Raw genomic sequence first — 17,605 nt, forward strand, 5'->3', positions numbered from 1 at the left:
GCATGCCGCAGTTCTTTATCGACCGCCCGGTCTTTGCCTGGGTCGTTGCGTTGTTTATCGTGCTGGCCGGGGCTTTGGCCATTCCGCAATTGCCGGTTGCCAAATACCCGGTGGTCGCCCCGCCACAGGTTGAGGTCTATGCCGTGTACCCCGGCGCATCGGCACAAACCCTGGACGAAAGCGTGGTCAGCCTGATCGAGCAGGAGCTCAACGGTACTGACGGCCTGCTGTATTTCGAATCCCAGAGCAGCCTGGGCAGCGCCAGTATCACCGCGACGTTCAAGCCCGGTACCGATCCGGAGATGGCGCAGGTCGATGTCCAGAACCGTCTCAAGACCGTTGAGTCGCGCCTGCCCCAGGCAGTGATTCAACAAGGCTTGCAGGTGGAGAAAATTTCCTCGGGCTTCCTGATGCTGGTGACCCTGACAGCCAGCAAGGACAGCAACCTCGACGAAGTTGCGCTCAGCGATTATCTGGCGCGCAACGTGATGAACGAAATCAAGCGCGTGGAGGGTGTCGGCAAGGCCCAGCTATATGGCGCCGAACGGGCGATGCGGATCTGGATCAACCCGCAGAAGCTGATCGGTTTCAACCTCACGACCACTGACGTGAACAACGCCATTGCCAGTCAGAATGCCCAGGTTGCCGCCGGCAGCATCGGCGACTTGCCAGGCAGCAAGACCCAGGAAATCACTGCCACGGTGCTGGTCAAGGGTCAGCTGTCAAGCCCGCAGGAGTTTGCCGATATTGTCCTGCGCGCCAATCCGGACGGCTCTACCGTGCGTATTGGCGATGTTGCACGGGTCGAGATCGGTAGCCAGGAGTATCAATACGGCACCCGCCTCAACGGCAAGTCGGCCAGTGCTTTCAGCGTGAAACTGGCGCCCGAGGCCAACGCCTTGAGTACCGGCAACCTGATCCGCGCCAAGATGGATGAACTGAGCCGCTATTTCCCGGCAGGCGTTGAATACTCCATTCCCTATGACACCACACCCTTCGTCAAGGTCTCGATCACCAAAGTGATCTACACCCTGGTCGAGGCCATGATCCTGGTGTTTGCGGTGATGTATCTGTTCCTGCAGAACATGCGCTACACCCTGATCCCGACTCTGGTGGTGCCGGTGGCCTTGATGGGCACCTTTGCCACCATGCTGGTGATGGGGTTCTCGATCAACGTGCTGACCATGTTCGGCATGGTGCTGGCCATCGGCATTCTGGTGGACGATGCGATTGTCGTGGTGGAAAACGTCGAGCGGATCATGGTCAGCGAGGGGCTGTCGCCGCGCGACGCCACCCGCAAGGCCATGACCCAGATCAGCGGTGCCATTATCGGCATCACCCTGGTGCTGGTGGCGGTGTTTATCCCCATGGCGTTCATGCCGGGCTCGGTGGGCATCATTTACCAGCAGTTCTCGGTGTCGATGGCCACTTCGATTCTGTTCTCGGCATTTTTGGCCCTGTCACTGACCCCGGCCCTGTGCGCGACCCTGCTCAAGCCGATCGCCAAGGGCGAGCACCATGCCAAGGGCGGGTTCTTTGGCTGGTTCAACCGCAAGTTCGAACACCTGTCACAGGGATACGAGCACTGGGTTGTGCACCTGATCAAGCGCAGTGGCCGCTATCTGTTGCTGTACGGCGCGCTGCTGGTGGTGCTGGTGGTGCTCTTTGCCCGCCTGCCCTCCTCGTTTTTGCCGGTTGAAGACCAGGGCTACATCATCACTGATATCCAGTTGCCGCCGGGTGCCAGCCAGAACCGCACGATCAAGGTGGCCGAGCAGATCGAGGCGCACAACGCCAGCGAGCCCGGCATAGGCAACACCACGATGATTCTGGGCTTCAGCTTTTCCGGTAACGGGCAGAACGCGGCGCTGGCCTTTACCACCCTTGAAGACTGGTCTGAACGCGGCGCCAAGGACTCGGCTTCGGCCATCGCCGAACGGGCCAACGCCGTGTTTGGCGAACTCAAGGATGCAATAGCCTTCGCTATCCTGCCGCCGCCAGTCAGTGGTCTGGGGACCTCCAGCGGTTTTGAGTTCCGCCTGCAGGACCGTGGCAGCGTCGGCTATGACGCACTGATGCAGGCCCGTAGCGAATTTCTGGCTCTGGCCGAGAAGAGTCCGGTACTGGCCAACGTGCGCGAAAGCGCGCTGGCTGAAAGCCCGCAAGTGCAACTTGAAGTCGACCGCAAACGCGCCAATGCCCTGGGGGTCTCGTTCGCTGACATTGGCGACGTACTGTCGACGGCCGTGGGCTCGGCCTACGTCAATGATTTCCCGAACCAGGGGCGCATGCAGCGGGTTGTGGTGCAGGCAGAGGGTGATCAGCGCAGTCAGGTTGAAGACTTGCTGAAGATCAATGTGCGCAACAACCTGGGGAAAATGGTGCCGCTCTCGGCCTTTGTCGAAGCCCGCTGGATTCAGGGGCCGGCGCAACTGACGCGCTATAACGGCTACCCGGCCATCAGTATTTCCGGTGAGTCAGCCCCCGGGCGCAGTACCGGCGAGGCAATGATCGAGGTTCAGCGTCTGGTGGATCAGTTGCCTGCCGGGCTGGGCCTGGAGTGGACCGGTTTGTCCCTGCAGGAAAAGCTGTCCGGAGCCCAGGCCCCGATTTTGCTGGGCTTGTCGTTGCTGTTCGTGTTCCTGTGCCTGGCCGCCTTGTATGAAAGCTGGTCGATTCCGACTGCGGTCTTGCTGGTCGTACCCCTGGGTGTACTCGGGGCCGTATTGGCCGTGACGTTGCGCGGGATGCCCAATGACGTGTTCTTCAAGGTTGGCTTGATCACCATCATTGGCCTGTCGGCGAAAAACGCCATTCTGATCATCGAGTTTGCCAAGACCCTGTATGACGAAGGGCATGATCTGGTAGATGCCACGGTGCAAGCCGCACGCCTGCGCTTGCGGCCGATTGTGATGACCTCACTGGCCTTCGTTCTCGGGGTGGTGCCTCTGGCGATTGCCACCGGGGCCAGTTCGGCCAGTCAACAGGCCATCGGTACCGGGGTAATTGGCGGCATGATCGTCGCCACCCTGGCCGTGGTGTTTGTACCGGTGTTCTTTGTGGTGGTGATGAAACTGGTGAGAAGCAAGCCGCGCCAGCTGTAACAGGTTCTGCCCGTGGTAAGGTGCTGCATCAATTAGTAACAGGGATTGTCTTGTCGATGTCGCACCTTGCCCGCACTCATCCTCGCCTGACCGTTGCCACCTTGCTTGGGGTCGCGGTCGGCATCTTTGCTCCCGCTGCAACCCTGACGACCAAGTTCTTGCTGGGCTGGAATGTCTGTGTCTGGTTGTATCTGGGATTGACCCTGTGGCTGGTGATTCGCTCCGCAGCCAGCGACGTGAAAAGCACCGCCGAAGTCGAAGATGAAAATGCCAGCATGGTGTTGTTCACCGTTTGCATCGCCGCCATTGCCAGTCTGGCGGCCATCACCCTCGAGCTGTCAGGCAACAGCAAACTCGATCAATCCGAGCAACTGATGCACTACGGGTTTACCGGGCTGACGGTGGTGGGGTCGTGGCTGATGATCGGGGTGATTTTCAGCCTGCACTATGCGCGGCTGTTTTATAACAATGAGGGGCCGGAGCCGGCCTTGCGTTTTCCGGAGGGGGAGCTGAACCCGGATTACTGGGATTTTCTGTACTTCTCTTTCACCCTCAGCGTTGCGGTACAGACGTCCGACGTGTGCATCGCTACCCGTGAGATGCGCAAAGCCGTGCTGGTGCATTCGCTGTTAGGCTTTTTGTTCAACACTGCGGTACTGGGCTTCTCGATCAATATTGCGGCGGGATTGTTTTAAGTAACCGAACTGTTGGAGCCGGCCTGCGATGCAGTCCATGCGGTGTTACTGGTGAACCGCAGACTGCCATCGCTGGCAAGCCAGCCCCTACAGGATGGATGTTTAATCGGTGCTCAACACGCCACGGCGCACCTGGTCGCGTTCGATGGACTCAAACAACGCCTTGAAGTTGCCTTCGCCGAATCCGTCATCACCCTTGCGCTGGATGAACTCGAAGAACACCGGCCCCATCAGGGTTTCCGAGAAGATTTGCAGCAACAAGCGCTTGTCACCCGGCTCGGAAGAGCCATCCAGCAAAATGCCCCGCGACTGCAGCTGATCTACCGGTTCGCCGTGATCAGGCAGACGGCCTTCGAGCATTTCATAGTAGGTGTCGGGCGGCGCGGTCATGAAGCGCATGCCTATGCCCTTCAGTGCGTCCCAGGTCTTGATCAGGTCGTCACACAGGAAGGCCACATGCTGGATGCCTTCACCGTTGAACTGCATCAGGAACTCTTCGATCTGCCCTGCGCCTTTGGATGATTCTTCATTCAAAGGAATGCGGATCATGCCGTCCGGTGCGGTCATTGCCTTGGAGGTCAGGCCGGTGTATTCACCCTTGATATCGAAGTAGCGGATTTCACGGAAATTGAACAGCTTCTCGTAGAAGTTGGCCCAATAGGCCATGCGCCCGCGATAAACGTTGTGGGTCAGGTGGTCGATGATTTTCAGGCCGGCTCCCACCGGATGACGATCAACACCTTCAATGAACACAAAATCGATGTCGTAGATCGAGCTGCCTTCGCCGTAGCGATCAATCAAGTACAGTGGCGCGCCACCGATACCCTTGATTGCCGGCAGGTTCAGCTCCATGGGGCCGGTGGGAATTTCGATGGGTTGCGCACCCAGTTCCAGCGCCCGGGAAAATGCCTGTTGCGCATTGCGCACGCGGAAGGCCATACCGCACACCGAAGGACCGTGCTCTGCGGCAAAATAAGAAGCTACGCTATGGGGCTCATTGTTGAGGATCAGATTGATCTCGCCCTGGCGATACAGGTGCACGTCTTTGGAACGGTGGCTGGCCACCTTGGTGAAGCCCATAATTTGAAAAATGGGTTCGAGGGTGTTGGGTACCGGGGACGCGAATTCGATGAATTCAAAGCCCATCAGGCCCATTGGGTTTTCGTATAGATCGGCCATTTTGGCGCCTCATCATGGTCATTTTTAGAATTAACAGAAGGTTATTTGCTAAGAATGCTGAGGCTGACGGGAGGCGCGCACGAGATCCCGCGTACACTGCGAGCCAGGAAATCGCCGTAGATCAATTGGAACCCGAATATCTTCATTTCGACCCATCTCTTACGCGGAGGGGCTTCTGCTGGCAGAAGTCATTATTCTTGTATGCGTAAGCCGATTCTACATGGCGTAATCCGGTTTGTCTTACATCATGTTAACCAGCTGTCTTTAATCAGCCTTTACCCCTAGCCCAGGATATGCAATGCCATTAACGCTGAAGTCGACCCGCAAATGGACTGATCGCTATGCGTTGGTTCTGCTCAGTGGATTGCTGCCCGTGGTACTCGGCATGTGTATTATTTTTTGGCAGGCCAATCGAGCCCTGGAGTTTGAGGCCACCCACACCGCGCAAGAAGCCATTCGCCAGTTTGACTTGATGCTCGACAATGCCGCACAGGCAGCCGATGTGATGCTGCCGATGGCGGGGCGCGATTGCGCCCAGGTGGAGCTGGCGTTGCGTGACCAGGTGACGCGCCGGCCTTTCGTGCGCGCGGTGAACATGGTGTGGGACAACCTGATTTATTGCACCTCCCTGTTCGGCCCCTTCAAAGAAATCGTAAACCCGGATGAATATGCCAAAGGCGAGCTCAAGCTGATGGCCGGCAATCCGGTAACGCCCAACGACCCGTTGCTGGTCTACAGGCGCGAGGAAGGCAAAGCAGGGGTGCTGGTCAGCCTGTATGGCGCACATCTGGTCAATGTTTTGGGCTTGATCAATCAGTACACGCAATTACTGATTCAAGTGGGCAGTGATTCGATCGATAAGTATGGCCAGGTGCGTGATGCTCCGGCCGAGCCTTTTCCGGTGGCACAAGTCAGTGTCGCCTCCACCCAGTACCCCTACCAGGTTGTTGCGGGATTCGGCCCCGGAACGGTCGGGCGTTTTGTATGGGCGCGATACACCGGACTGATGGGCTTGTTTGTATTTTTGGGGCTGGTGTCTGCTTTAACGGTGCACTGGTTAAATAAGCGCTCGTCTTCACCCACCCATGAATTGCAGCGGGGTCTGGACGCGGCAGAGTTTATTCCTTACTTCCAGCCGGTCGTACGCAGCGATACTAAGCAATGGGCCGGAGCCGAAGTGTTGATGCGCTGGCAGCATCCCAGAGAAGGACTGGTACGTCCTGACTTGTTTATTCCGTTTGCCGAACACTCGAGCCTGATAGTGCCAATGACCCGCTCGCTGATGCAGCAAACTGCCCGGCTACTGGCGCCCCATGCCTCCAGCATGGAGCCCGGCTTCCATATAGGCTTCAATATCGCGGCCAGCCATTGTCAAAACCTTGAACTAATTGATGATTGCCGCGAGTTCCTGGACGCTTTCCCGGCAGGGCAAATCACCCTGGTTCTGGAACTGACCGAACGCGAGTTGATTGTGCCCACTGCAATCACCCATCAATTATTCTCGGCACTCCATAGCCTGGGCGTGATGATTGCCCTTGATGATTTTGGCACCGGCCATTCGAGCCTGAGTTACTTGCATGAGTTCAACATTGATTACTTGAAAATCGATCAAAGTTTTGTCGCAATGATCGGCGTGGACGCCCTGTCCAGACACATTCTCGACAGTATTATCGAGCTCAGTGCAAAACTGGACCTGGGAATAGTCGCCGAAGGGATTGAAACACAAGAACAAAGCGACTATCTGGCGTCTAAAGGGGTGGTGTTTTTACAAGGTTATCTGTTCGCCCGCCCCTTGCCCGCCCCTGACTTCATCAAATCTTTAGTGGCGCGCCCTGCACCGACGCAATAAATACTTGCCTCTATGAACCTGCCCCCTTCGGGGCAAAGTCTTTTGTTAATTGTGCAGGTTCATGGCTTGGCAGTGTGACAATTAACAACTACAATTTTTTCGATTGTTTAAAGGTTGTCACGTTATTTAAAAAGGTCATGGACGGTGTTCAGGTGTTCAAGGTACTGGACCCGGCCCCTGCCCCATGCACTTCAATCATCATTAAAACACTCCGGCTCTCCAAGGCCGGACCAGTGAATGGAGTAATGACTTTGTCCAGACTCGCTGAATTTCGCGCTGCTGAGAAAGCACTTAAAGAGCAGATCGCCCAGCTCGAAGCATTGAAAAATAACGCCGGACTTAAAAGAGAAATTGAGTTCGAGCAAAAACTCAAAGACTTGATGAAGTTCTATGGCAAGAACCTTCGGGACATTATTGCCATTCTTGACCCCGGCACGGTTGCCCCCAGGTCCGGTGCCGCCCCCAAACAACGCAAGGCCCGCGTACTTAAGGTTTATCAAAACCCGCATACCGGTGAACTTATCGAAACTAAAGGCGGCAACCACCATGGCTTGAAGGCATGGAAAGAACAATACGGTGCCAGCACCGTGGATTCATGGTTGCGTCATTAAAGTCTGCGCCCAATAAAAAGCCCTGCCCATGCAGGGCTTTTTATTGGGCGGCAATATCACGGGAGCCAGATGTACGGAATGATACAAGTCAATAATTCAAGACAGTCCCGTGCCCATCTCTGGCGCCGACCGCCGCTTTACCAGGCATGGCAGCCATGAAAGCTCCGGGGCGGACAGACAGTCTTCAAATAACAGGTCCTTTCACAGATTTTTCACACCAATGGTCACAGGATGGGGGCTGCTAAAGGACTAGCGCCCCATGCCCGCTTCGGCGGGCTTCTTTTTGCCCGGAATTTGCCAAGACCCGCCGCGCTGATGCCTGCCCTGGCTGAAAACGGGTTTGGCGCAAGCCACCGGATTCCGTATCATTCGCCCATCACGCTCACCGTAGCGACCGATCACCACGTATCACTTTCGGAGGGTTCATGAGCCTGCAAGACCTGAACAACATCCCTGGCGTCACTGGCGAACCAGACAGCGCTACCCAGAACTTTGTCTTCAACCACACCATGCTCCGCGTCAAGGACATCCATAAGTCCCTGGATTTCTATACCCGGGTGCTGGGCTTCTCGCTGGTTGAAAAGCGCGACTTCCCGGAAGCCGAATTCAGCCTGTATTTCCTGGCGCTGGTTGATAAGGCACAGATCCCGGCTGACGATGCCGCCCGTACCCTGTGGATGAAGTCGATTCCCGGCATTCTGGAACTGACCCACAACCACGGTTCGGAAACCGACGACAGCGTTGTCTACCACAACGGCAACACTGACCCGCGCGGCTTTGGCCACATTTGCATCTCGGTGCCGGACATCGTTGCCGCCTGCGAACGCTTCGAGGCGCTGGGTGTGGACTTCCAGAAGCGCCTGACTGACGGGCGCATGAAGTCGCTGGCATTTATCAAAGACCCGGACGGCTACTGGGTCGAGATTATCCAGCCGCAACCGATGTAAACCGGATGCAAAAAAAAACCCATGATCGCTCATGGGTTTTTTTGTTTCAGCCGGTTATTCCGAGCGGATCAGGTGATCAAAAGCACTCAGCGAAGCTTTGGCGCCCTCGCCCACCGCAATCACGATCTGCTTGTATGGCACGGTAGTGACGTCGCCGGCGGCAAAGATGCCGGGGATGCTGGTTTCACCACGGGCATCAACCACGATCTCGCCGCGAGGTGAAAGCTCGATCGTACCTTTAAGCCAGTCAGTGTTCGGCAGCAAGCCGATCTGGACAAAAATCCCTTCCAGCTCGACGTGGTGCAACTCGTCTGTGGCCCGATCCTTGTAACGCAGACCATTGACCTTCTGACCGTCGCCTGTGACTTCGGTGGTCAGGGCATTGGTAATCACGGTTACGTTCGGCAAGCTGTTGAGCTTGCGCTGCAACACCGCATCGGCCCGCAGTTTGGTATCGAACTCAAGCAGGGTCACGTGAGAAACGATACCCGCCAGGTCGATTGCCGCTTCAACACCCGAGTTGCCACCGCCGATAACTGCAACGCGCTTGCCTTTGAACAGCGGGCCGTCACAGTGCGGGCAGTAAGCGACGCCACGGCTGCGGTATTCCTGCTCGCCGGGTACATTCATCTCTCTCCAGCGGGCACCGGTTGCCAGAATCACGGTCTTGGCTTTCAGCGAGGCACCACTGGCAAATTTCACCTCATGCAACTCGCCCGCCTTGCCCGGCAGCAGCTTGTCGGCACGCTGCAGGTTCATGATGTCGACGTCGTATTGCTTGACGTGTTCTTCAAGGGCGGTGGCCAGCTTTGGCCCTTCAGTTTCCTGCACCGAGATAAAGTTCTCGATGGCCATGGTATCCAGCACCTGGCCGCCAAAGCGTTCAGCGGCGACGCCGGTACGAATGCCTTTACGTGCCGCATAAATGGCAGCCGCTGCGCCGGCCGGACCACCGCCTATGACCAGCACATCAAACGCCTCTTTGGCGCTGATTTTTTCGGCCTGACGCTCGATGGCGCCGGTGTCCAGCTTGCCGAGAATTTCTTCCAGACCCATACGGCCCTGGCCGAAGTTCACGCCGTTCAAGTAAACACTGGGAACGGCCATCACCTGACGTTCGGTGACTTCGTCCTGGAACAGCGCACCGTCAATCGCCACGTGGCGAATGTTCGGGTTCAATACAGCCATCAGGTTCAGCGCCTGCACTACATCCGGACAGTTCTGGCATGACAGCGAGAAATAAGTCTCGAAGTTGAACTCGCCCTTGAGGGAGCGGATCTGTTCAATCACTTCAGGACTGGCTTTCGATGGGTGGCCGCCGACTTGCAGCAAGGCCAGCACCAGCGAAGTAAATTCGTGGCCCATTGGGATGCCTGCGAAACGCAGGCTGATATCGCCGCCCGGGCGGTTCAACGAAAACGAAGGCTTGCGCGCATCGGTACCGTTGTCCAGCAAGGTAATCATGCTGGAAAGGCTGGCGATTTCTTTCAACAAGTCATGCATTTCACGGGATTTCGCACCGTCGTCGAGGGAAGCAACGATCTCGATCGGCTGGGTAACCCGCTCCAGGTATGACTTCAACTGTGCTTTTAGATTGGCGTCCAACATACGGGCGATCTCCTTTGACCTTTAATACTGTGTAAAAAAAACGCCCGAGCGAATGTCGCCCGGGCGTTTTGAGGGCGATGCTGCGTGCAACTCAGGTGCGGGTCACCGCCCTTGGCTGGCTCACAGGCTTAGATCTTGCCGACCAGGTCGAGCGATGGAGCGAGGGTGGATTCACCTTCTTTCCATTTAGCCGGGCAAACTTCACCCGGGTGAGCAGCAACGTACTGGGCTGCCTTGATTTTGCGCAGCAGCTCGGAAGCGTCACGACCAACGCCGCCATCGTTCAGCTCGACGATTTTGATCTGACCTTCAGGGTTGATCACGAAAGTACCGCGGTCAGCCAGGCCTGCTTCTTCGATCAGTACGTCGAAGTTGCGGGAGATGGTCAGCGTAGGGTCGCCGATCATGGTGTACTGGATTTTGCCGATGGCTGGCGAAGTGTTGTGCCAGGCAGCGTGAGCAAAGTGGGTGTCAGTGGACACGCTGTAGATTTCCACGCCGAGTTTTTTGAACTCTTCGTAGTTGTCAGCCAGGTCTTCCAGTTCGGTCGGGCAAACAAAAGTGAAGTCGGCCGGGTAGAAGAAAACGACAGACCACTTGCCTTTCAGGTCAGCGTCCGACACTTCCACGAAGCTGCCGTTTTTGTATGCAGTAGCTTTGAACGGTTTTACATGGCTGTTGATGATAGGCATCGTTGTCTCTCCGTCAGGGTTGAAAAGTTGATGGGATGAATCCTAACAACTCATTTCGTATCTGGCTCATTGGCAAAGCTGATGCTGACGATTGGTTTTAGCTATCAGGTGAGCCTATAGATAGTAGAAAACCAAATAGGGGCCACCTTGCGCCATTTCAACCCTCGTCACACATCGATAACTTTTTGCGCGGTAATGCTCATCCCCGTAAACGGGGTCGCTTCAACATAGCGCATGGCAGACTTTACGTCCTTCCAGCCGACGTAATTCATCAGCGACTTCAAATCCCAGCCACTTTGATGGGCCCATGTTGCAAAACCGCGACGCAGCGAGTGGCTGGTGTATTGCTCTGCAGCAATACCCGCGCGTTCCAGGGCCTGGCGCAGCAGCGCAATTACGCTGTTGGCGTGCAACCCCTCCTCCCCCAGGTTGCCCCAGCGGTCTATGCCACGAAACACCGGGCCGCGGACCAGCGCCGAGGTATTGAGCCACTCAATGTAGGCCCGCACCGGGCATAACCGCAGCAAGGCCGGGGTCTGAAAGGTCTTGCCCCGATTGTCGCGGTCACTTTTGCTGCGCGGCAGGTACAGGGTGATACCGGAACCTGGCACCGCTTGCACATGCTCGATCTGCAAGCGGCACAGCTCGTCACTGCGAAACCCGCGCCAGAAACCCAGCAGAATCAGGGCCGCATCCCGTCGTGCTCGCAGCAGTGCAGGCTGATCGGCATTGGCTTGCGCCGCCCGGGCCTCACTTTCGAGCCAGTCGACCACCTGCTCCAGGTGCTGCAATTGCAACGGCTCAGCCTGCTTCTCCTGTACCGGGTGCAAGGCCCTGATGCCCTTGAACACTTTGCGCACCACCGGCGCCTTGGTCGGGTCGGCAAACCCCTGGCTGTTATGCCACTGGGCAATGGCCGACAGGCGCAACTTGAGCGTGTTGATTGAGAGCTGGCCGGCGTGAGCCACCAGGTAGCGGGCCACGCTGTCACTGGTGGCAGGCAGGAACCCGCCCCAGGTGACTTCGAAGTGTTCGATGGCTGCCCGATAACTGCGGCGGGTGTTATCGCGGGTCGCGGCGTTTAAGTAGCGATCCAGCTCGCTCATGGGCAGTTCTCTTGATTGGCGTACTGAAAACGGGCCTTAAAAGCAGTTCCAAGGCTCTAACACGGGATAATACCAGTATATCCCGCCTCTTTAATCTTAAATAAAGACAAAAAATAATTGATAATATAGTATGTAATTACATGATACATACCACAGTACATAATCGTAGGAGAAGACCATGGCCCGTGGCGGCGTAAACAAGGCGGTGGTGCAAATTGCACGCACGGCAATCCTGGCCCGTGGCGAACACCCGAGCATTGATGCAGTACGTATCGAGATGGGAAATACCGGGTCGAAAACCACTATCCACCGCTATCTGAAAGAGCTGGAGGAGGTCGATTCACGCCGGGGCGCGCCACAGGAACAGCTCGGAGACGAGCTGGCGGAGCTGGTCGCCCGCCTCGCCCAGCGCCTGCAAGAGCAAGCCCAGGAGCCGATCGATCGGGCCCGGGCACACTACGAACAACTCCAGGCAACGCTGCAAGAGCAGCTCGACCAGGCACAACAGACGCAAACCCGGCTCCAGCAGCAACTTGAGATCCAGGGCAATGCACTGAGCCAGGAAACGGCAAATCTTGAGTCCACACGCTCCATGCTGCAGACCGAGCAAACCCGCAACGCTGCGCTGAATCAGGCTTGCAGCGACTTTGAGCTGCGCCTCAAAGACCGCGACGAGCAAATTCGCTCGCTGGAAGACAAACACCTGCATGCCCGCGAAGCACTTGAGCACTACCGCAGCGCCGTCAAAGAGCAGCGCGAGCAGGATCAGCGCCGCCACGAAGGACAGGTTCAGCAGATTCAGATGGAACTGCGCCAGGCACAACAAAGTGCACTGGTACGCCAGGATGAGATCACCCAGCTGCATCGCGACAACGAGCGCGTATTGAGCGAAAGCCGCGCACTGGGCAAGGAACTGAATCAGTCCAACGACCAGCAACACAAATTGAGCAACCTCAATGGCCAGCTCAGCAGCCAGTTAACTCAGCTGGAAAACGAGCGCACCCTGCTCCAGGAACGCTTGCGGGTTGCACTTGAGGACAGCGAAGGCTTGCAACAAGCGCAAAGCAAGGCGCAGGAAGCCAGCACGGCATTGACCCTGCGGGCACTAAAAGCCGAAGCAGCACTTGAAAGCCTGAAAGCGCAGAAAGACGACACACCCGAACAAACAGCCGACTAGAAACCCGTACTCGCTGACGAGGAACGAGGCTGCGATAAGGTGCGAAGGACCGTGCGCGACGTCCGAGAGCCGTGCACAAGGCCTTCGCGGCCTTGGGCCTCGCCAGCGATTACCCGGGTCAAGTCTTTGTTCAGCTAGCGTTCAGCAAATGCAATCGATTCCTGTTTGTAAATGAGTATCAAAATGTTACAAATTGCCACCCTGGCCAATTCGTGACGCGGTACTCATCCCATGCTGGTTCCATTTCTGATCATGCTGCGCGAAGGAATCGAGGCCGCTCTTATAGTCGGCATCATTGCCAGTTACCTCAAACAAACGGGGCGCGGACAGTGGATGCCCGCCGTGTGGACCGGAGTCTTCCTTGCTGTCGCTCTGTCCCTGCTGGTGGGCGGCGGCCTGGAGCTGATGAGTGCAGAGTTCCCGCAGAAACAGCAGGAGCTCTTCGAAGGGATTGTCGGTCTGATCGCCGTCGGCATTCTCAGTTCGATGGTGTTCTGGATGCGCAAAGTGGCGCGCTCCATCAAGCACTCTCTTCACACCTCCCTGGATCACGCCCTCGCGGGGTCAAAACATCAAGTCACGGCACTGATTGCCATGGTGTTCTTTGCAGTTGCCCGCGAAGGACTCGAAACCGTGTTCTTTCTGCTCGCCGTGTTTCAGCAGAGCGAAGGCCCCGCAGCACCGCTGGGCGCCCTGCTCGGTCTGGTCCTCGCCATTTTCGTCGGTTTCGCCATTTATAGCGGCAGCATGCGCTTGAATCTGGGCCTGTTCTTCCGCTGGACCGGACTGTTCATTCTGCTGGTTGCCGCAGGCATTCTGGCCAACTCGGTACAGGCCCTGCACGAAGCCGGCTTGTGGAACCACCTGCAAGGTGTGGTGTTTGATATCAGTGCCGCACTACCAATGGATGGACCGGCGGGTTCTGTGCTGGCCGGCATGTTCGGGTATCAGGATGCGCCCACAGTGAGCGTGCTTGGCGCCTATGTGATTTACCTGCTGCTGACGCTGGCGATGTTCTTTCGCCCTGCCGCCAGCCCCAAAAACGCCCCTGCTTCTTAGTGACAAACCCATAAGGTCCTGCATGCCTACCCCTGCAAGCGGTACACCCCCTCGCGCCATGCGCTGGGCGGTGGCCGGCTCGGTGATCGTGATGATCGCGGCCGGCGCTTTGTTCTATTACGCCTCCCAAGTGGCTGCGGCCAAACGCAAGGCTCACAGCTCTGAAATCACCGTGACCATTCACCCCCACAGTTGCGAGCCCGACTCGCTGTCGGTACCCGCAGGCTTCAATAGCTTTCGCATAGTCAACGCCTCCGAGCGGGCTGTGGAGTGGGAAATTCTGGATGGCGTACTGGTGGTCGAGGAGCGTGAAAACATCGCTCCCGGCCTTAGTCAGGTGATCAATGCCACACTGGCACCCGGGGATTACGCCATCACCTGCGGCTTGCTCAGCAACCCGCGCGGCACCTTGCACGTTACGCCTACTGCCCAATCCCAGGCCAGCGCCAAAGCGCTACCGTCCCTGGTGGCATATATCGGTCCGCTGTCTGAGTTCCGGGTCTATCTGAACAGCCAGGGCAACGCTTTGATCACGGCGGTGGATGCCTTGTCGCAAGCCATTGCCACGGGCGACCTCGCACAGGCCCGGGCGCTTTACCTGCCCGCCCGCGAGGCTTATCAGCGACTGGCCCCGGCAGCGCAACGCCTGGCCGAACTGGACAACGCCATCAACGCCCGCGCGGACTACTTCGAAAAACGTGAACAGGACCCCGGCTTCGGCGGCTTCCACCGCATCGAGTACGGGCTGTTTTCCCAGAGCAGCACCCAGGGCCTGGGTGTCTTTGCCCAGCAACTGCATGCCAATGCGGTGTTGCTCAAGCAGCAGTTGCTGGCCCAGTCACTGCCTCCCGGGCAATTAGTCAGCATTGTCGCCCGGACCCTGCATAACCTGGCCGATACCCGCGCCGGTAGCGGCGAAGAAGAGCGTTACAGTCATATCGACCTCAGTGGTTTTGCCGCCAACCTGCAGACCACACGCAAGGTCGTTGATCTGTTGCGTCCTTTACTGGCCAAGAACAATGCCGAGCTCCTGCAGCGTATCGATACTGCCAGTACCGCGCTCGAGGCTGAGCTCAACAGCCTCAAAACACCCCAGGGTTACATCACTTACGACACCGTGAGCGACCTGCGGCGTCAAGCTATCAGTAACAAGGCCAAGGCTCTGGCCGATGCACTCGATGGAATCGATCCCGCCCTTGGCCTTTGAGGCCTGTAATTGCAGACGAGATGCACATGAGCGACTCAGAAAACAGTCTTGATCCATTCAATCTGCAGCGCCGTCGTGTGCTGCTGGGCATGGGAGTCGCCGGGGCGGCACTGGCAGGCGGCGCTTTGAGCTGCCCGGCCATGGCCGCCAGTGGCGGGCAAAACGTTCAGGTGACCCAGGCCCCGAGCAGCGATAAAACCCGGGACCGCCATGATTATTACGGCCAGCATCAAAACGGTATTCTCACCCCGCGCCCCGCAGCGGGCATGCTGGTGGCTTTTGATGTGCTGGCCAGCGATCGGCAAGACCTGGAACGCCTGTTTCGCACCCTCAATCAACGCATTGCGTTCCTGGTCAAGGGCGGCCCGGCCCCTCAGGCCGACCCAAGGCTGCCGCCTCCTGACTCAGGGATTCTCGGCCCGCAGGTGACACCGGACAACCTGACGGTGACGGTCTCGGTGGGGGCGTCGCTGTTCGATGAGCGCTTTGGCCTGGCGACCGCCAAGCCCAAGCGCTTGAGCCGCATGCAAGGTTTCCCCAACGATGCACTCGAGCCTGCACAGTGCCATGGCGATCTGAGCCTGCAGTTTTGCGCCAACACTGCGGACACCAATATTCACGCCCTGCGCGACATTGTGAAAAACCTGCCGGATTTGTTGCTGGTGCGCTGGAAGCAGGAAGGTACAGTGCCGCCACAAGCGCCGACCAAGCCCGGCGAGCCGGCGCAAAGCGCGCGCAACTTTCTGGGCTTTCGCGATGGCTCGGCCAACCCGGACTCCACCGACAACAGCCTGATGAACAGCATTGTCTGGGTCGGGTCCGAAACTGACGAACCGCACTGGGCGGTCAACGGCAGTTACCAGGCGGTACGCATCATCCGCAACTTCGTGGAACGCTGGGACCGCACACCGCTGCAAGAGCAGCAAAGTATTTTCGGCCGCAACAAAGCCAGTGGCGCCCCCATGGATGGCGCCCATGAAACCGATGTCCCGGACTACAGCAACGATCCCGATGGCAAAGTGACCAGGCTTGATGCACACATCCGCCTGGCCAACCCGCGCACGGCACAAACCCGCAACAGCCTGATACTGCGTCGACCGTTCAACTACTCCAACGGGGTTAACAAAAACGGCCAGCTGGACATGGGACTGCTGTTCATCTGCTACCAGAGCGATCTGGAACAAGGCTTTATCGCGGTGCAAACCAGACTCAATGGCGAACCCCTGGAGGAATACCTCAAGCCGGTCGGCGGCGGTTACTTCTTCACGCTGCCCGGGGTGCGCGACGAACAGGATTTCATTGGGCGTTCCTTGCTCAATGCCGCCGCACCTGTTGCCAACGCCTGACCCAATCATCTGAACCCAACCGGAAAAGTCCCATGAAGAAGACGCCATTCGCACTGCTCATCACACTTGGCTTGCTCCATACCCCGCTCTCGGCCCTGGCAGCGACTGCACCGCTGGATCTGGTGGGCCCGGTCTCGGACTACAAGATTTACGTCACCGAACAGCTGGATGTACTGGCCGACAATACGCAGCAATTTACCGATGCGGTAAAAAAGGGTGATTTGGCCGCAGCCAAACAGCTCTACGCTCCGACTCGCGTCCATTACGAGTCCATTGAGCCTATTGCCGAACTGTTCAGCGACCTCGACGCGTCGATCGACTCCCGGGTCGACGATCATGAACAAGGGGTAAAAGCCCCGGACTTCACCGGTTTTCACCGCATCGAATACAGCCTGTTTTCCGAGAACAGCACCCAGGGCCTGAATGAACTGGCAGACGGGCTGAACAAAGACGTCCAGGATCTGCAAAAGCGTGTCGCCGGGCTGACGTTCCCGCCTGAGAAAGTTGTCGGTGGCGCCGCTTCGCTGATGGAAGAAGTGGCTGCTACCAAGATTTCCGGCGAAGAAGACCGCTACAGCCACACCGATCTGTACGACTTCCAGGGGAACGTTGACGGCGCGAAAAAAATCTTCGACCTGTTTCGCAGCCAGATCCAGCAGAGCGACCAGGCGTTTGCAGCCAAGGTGGACAAGAACTTCGCCACTGTTGACAGGATTCTGGCCAAATACCGTACCCAGGACGGCGGCTTTGAAACCTATGACAAGGTCAAGGACAACGACCGCAAGGCGTTGATTGGCCCCGTCAACACCCTGGCCGAAGACTTGTCGACCTTGCGTGGCAAGCTCGGCCTGAACTAATAGCCTGTTTGTATGCGCCAACCGATGTGACTCCCATCACATGCCCGCAGGTTGGCGCATTAATTACTGAATATTTATATGTGCCCTATCCCGACCTGCATCACTGTTTTATTAGCACAACATGCGCTAAAAGATAATGCGTTATTGAAAAGCCTCTAAACGCTGGAT

The 17,605-nt window shown here is 57.4% G+C and carries 14 protein-coding genes; 10 read left to right on the forward strand and 4 right to left on the reverse strand.

What is annotated here, in order from left to right:
* Positions 1–2: 2 nt before the first annotated feature.
* Complete coding sequence (locus tag WG29040_RS01145; protein ID WP_003445445.1) at positions 3–3,104, forward strand: efflux RND transporter permease subunit; 3,102 nt, start codon at positions 3–5, stop codon at positions 3,102–3,104.
* A gap of 56 nt (positions 3,105–3,160) precedes the next feature.
* A complete protein-coding gene (locus WG29040_RS01150; protein WP_003445443.1) occupies positions 3,161–3,799 on the forward strand; it encodes a DUF1345 domain-containing protein in 639 nt (212 codons plus the stop codon).
* A gap of 102 nt (positions 3,800–3,901) precedes the next feature.
* Here the strand turns inward: WG29040_RS01150 and hppD are convergent, their stop codons facing one another.
* The gene (gene hppD, locus WG29040_RS01155) at positions 3,902–4,978 is read right to left on the reverse strand and encodes a 4-hydroxyphenylpyruvate dioxygenase (protein WP_003445442.1); all 1,077 of its coding nucleotides are present in this window, start codon (positions 4,976–4,978) and stop codon (positions 3,902–3,904) included.
* A gap of 298 nt (positions 4,979–5,276) precedes the next feature.
* Here hppD and WG29040_RS01160 point away from each other — a divergent pair, with 298 nt between their 5' ends.
* The 3 genes from WG29040_RS01160 (at position 5,277) to gloA (ending at position 8,385) form a co-directional block, all read left to right on the forward strand.
* On the forward strand, positions 5,277–6,827 hold the full coding sequence (locus WG29040_RS01160) for an EAL domain-containing protein (protein ID WP_003445441.1): 1,551 nt from the start codon (positions 5,277–5,279) through the stop codon (positions 6,825–6,827).
* Between the two features lie 251 nt (positions 6,828–7,078).
* A complete protein-coding gene (locus WG29040_RS01165) occupies positions 7,079–7,438 on the forward strand; it encodes a histone-like nucleoid-structuring protein, MvaT/MvaU family (RefSeq protein ID WP_003445439.1) in 360 nt (119 codons plus the stop codon).
* A gap of 425 nt (positions 7,439–7,863) precedes the next feature.
* Positions 7,864–8,385, forward strand: coding sequence for a lactoylglutathione lyase (gloA, locus tag WG29040_RS01170; RefSeq protein ID WP_003445437.1), 522 nt, complete (start codon positions 7,864–7,866; stop codon positions 8,383–8,385).
* Between the two features lie 54 nt (positions 8,386–8,439).
* On the opposite strand, the gene ahpF is transcribed toward gloA, so the two are convergent.
* The 3 genes from ahpF to WG29040_RS01185 form a co-directional block, all read right to left on the reverse strand.
* Positions 8,440–9,993 (reverse strand): alkyl hydroperoxide reductase subunit F, encoded by a 1,554-nt coding sequence (gene ahpF, locus WG29040_RS01175; protein ID WP_127195418.1) that lies wholly within the window; start codon positions 9,991–9,993, stop codon positions 8,440–8,442.
* 128 nt (positions 9,994–10,121) lie between these two features.
* Positions 10,122–10,685 (reverse strand): alkyl hydroperoxide reductase subunit C, encoded by a 564-nt coding sequence (ahpC, locus tag WG29040_RS01180; protein WP_003445433.1) that lies wholly within the window; start codon positions 10,683–10,685, stop codon positions 10,122–10,124.
* Positions 10,686–10,852: 167 nt separating this feature from the next.
* Complete coding sequence (locus tag WG29040_RS01185) at positions 10,853–11,791, reverse strand: site-specific integrase (protein WP_127195419.1); 939 nt, start codon at positions 11,789–11,791, stop codon at positions 10,853–10,855.
* Positions 11,792–11,969: 178 nt separating this feature from the next.
* Here WG29040_RS01185 and WG29040_RS01190 point away from each other — a divergent pair, with 178 nt between their 5' ends.
* The 5 genes from WG29040_RS01190 (at position 11,970) to efeO (WG29040_RS01210) (ending at position 17,437) form a co-directional block, all read left to right on the forward strand.
* The gene (locus tag WG29040_RS01190) at positions 11,970–12,968 is read left to right on the forward strand and encodes a DNA-binding protein (RefSeq protein WP_127195420.1); all 999 of its coding nucleotides are present in this window, start codon (positions 11,970–11,972) and stop codon (positions 12,966–12,968) included.
* 231 nt (positions 12,969–13,199) lie between these two features.
* Positions 13,200–14,027 (forward strand): iron uptake transporter permease EfeU, encoded by an 828-nt coding sequence (efeU, locus tag WG29040_RS01195; RefSeq protein ID WP_127195421.1) that lies wholly within the window; start codon positions 13,200–13,202, stop codon positions 14,025–14,027.
* A gap of 22 nt (positions 14,028–14,049) precedes the next feature.
* Positions 14,050–15,234 carry an iron uptake system protein EfeO gene (gene efeO / locus WG29040_RS01200; RefSeq protein ID WP_165878338.1) on the forward strand — a complete coding sequence of 395 codons (1,185 nt, stop codon included), beginning with the start codon at positions 14,050–14,052 and terminating at the stop codon, positions 15,232–15,234.
* A 26-nt stretch (positions 15,235–15,260) separates the two neighbouring features.
* Positions 15,261–16,580 (forward strand): iron uptake transporter deferrochelatase/peroxidase subunit, encoded by a 1,320-nt coding sequence (efeB, locus tag WG29040_RS01205; RefSeq protein WP_127195422.1) that lies wholly within the window; start codon positions 15,261–15,263, stop codon positions 16,578–16,580.
* 32 nt (positions 16,581–16,612) lie between these two features.
* Positions 16,613–17,437 (forward strand): iron uptake system protein EfeO, encoded by an 825-nt coding sequence (efeO, locus tag WG29040_RS01210; protein ID WP_127195423.1) that lies wholly within the window; start codon positions 16,613–16,615, stop codon positions 17,435–17,437.
* Positions 17,438–17,605: the final 168 nt, after the last annotated feature.

The sequence above is a fragment of the Pseudomonas sp. PAMC 29040 genome, assembly GCF_003994535.1.
In the GTDB taxonomy this organism is placed as follows: domain Bacteria; phylum Pseudomonadota; class Gammaproteobacteria; order Pseudomonadales; family Pseudomonadaceae; genus Aquipseudomonas; species Aquipseudomonas paraversuta.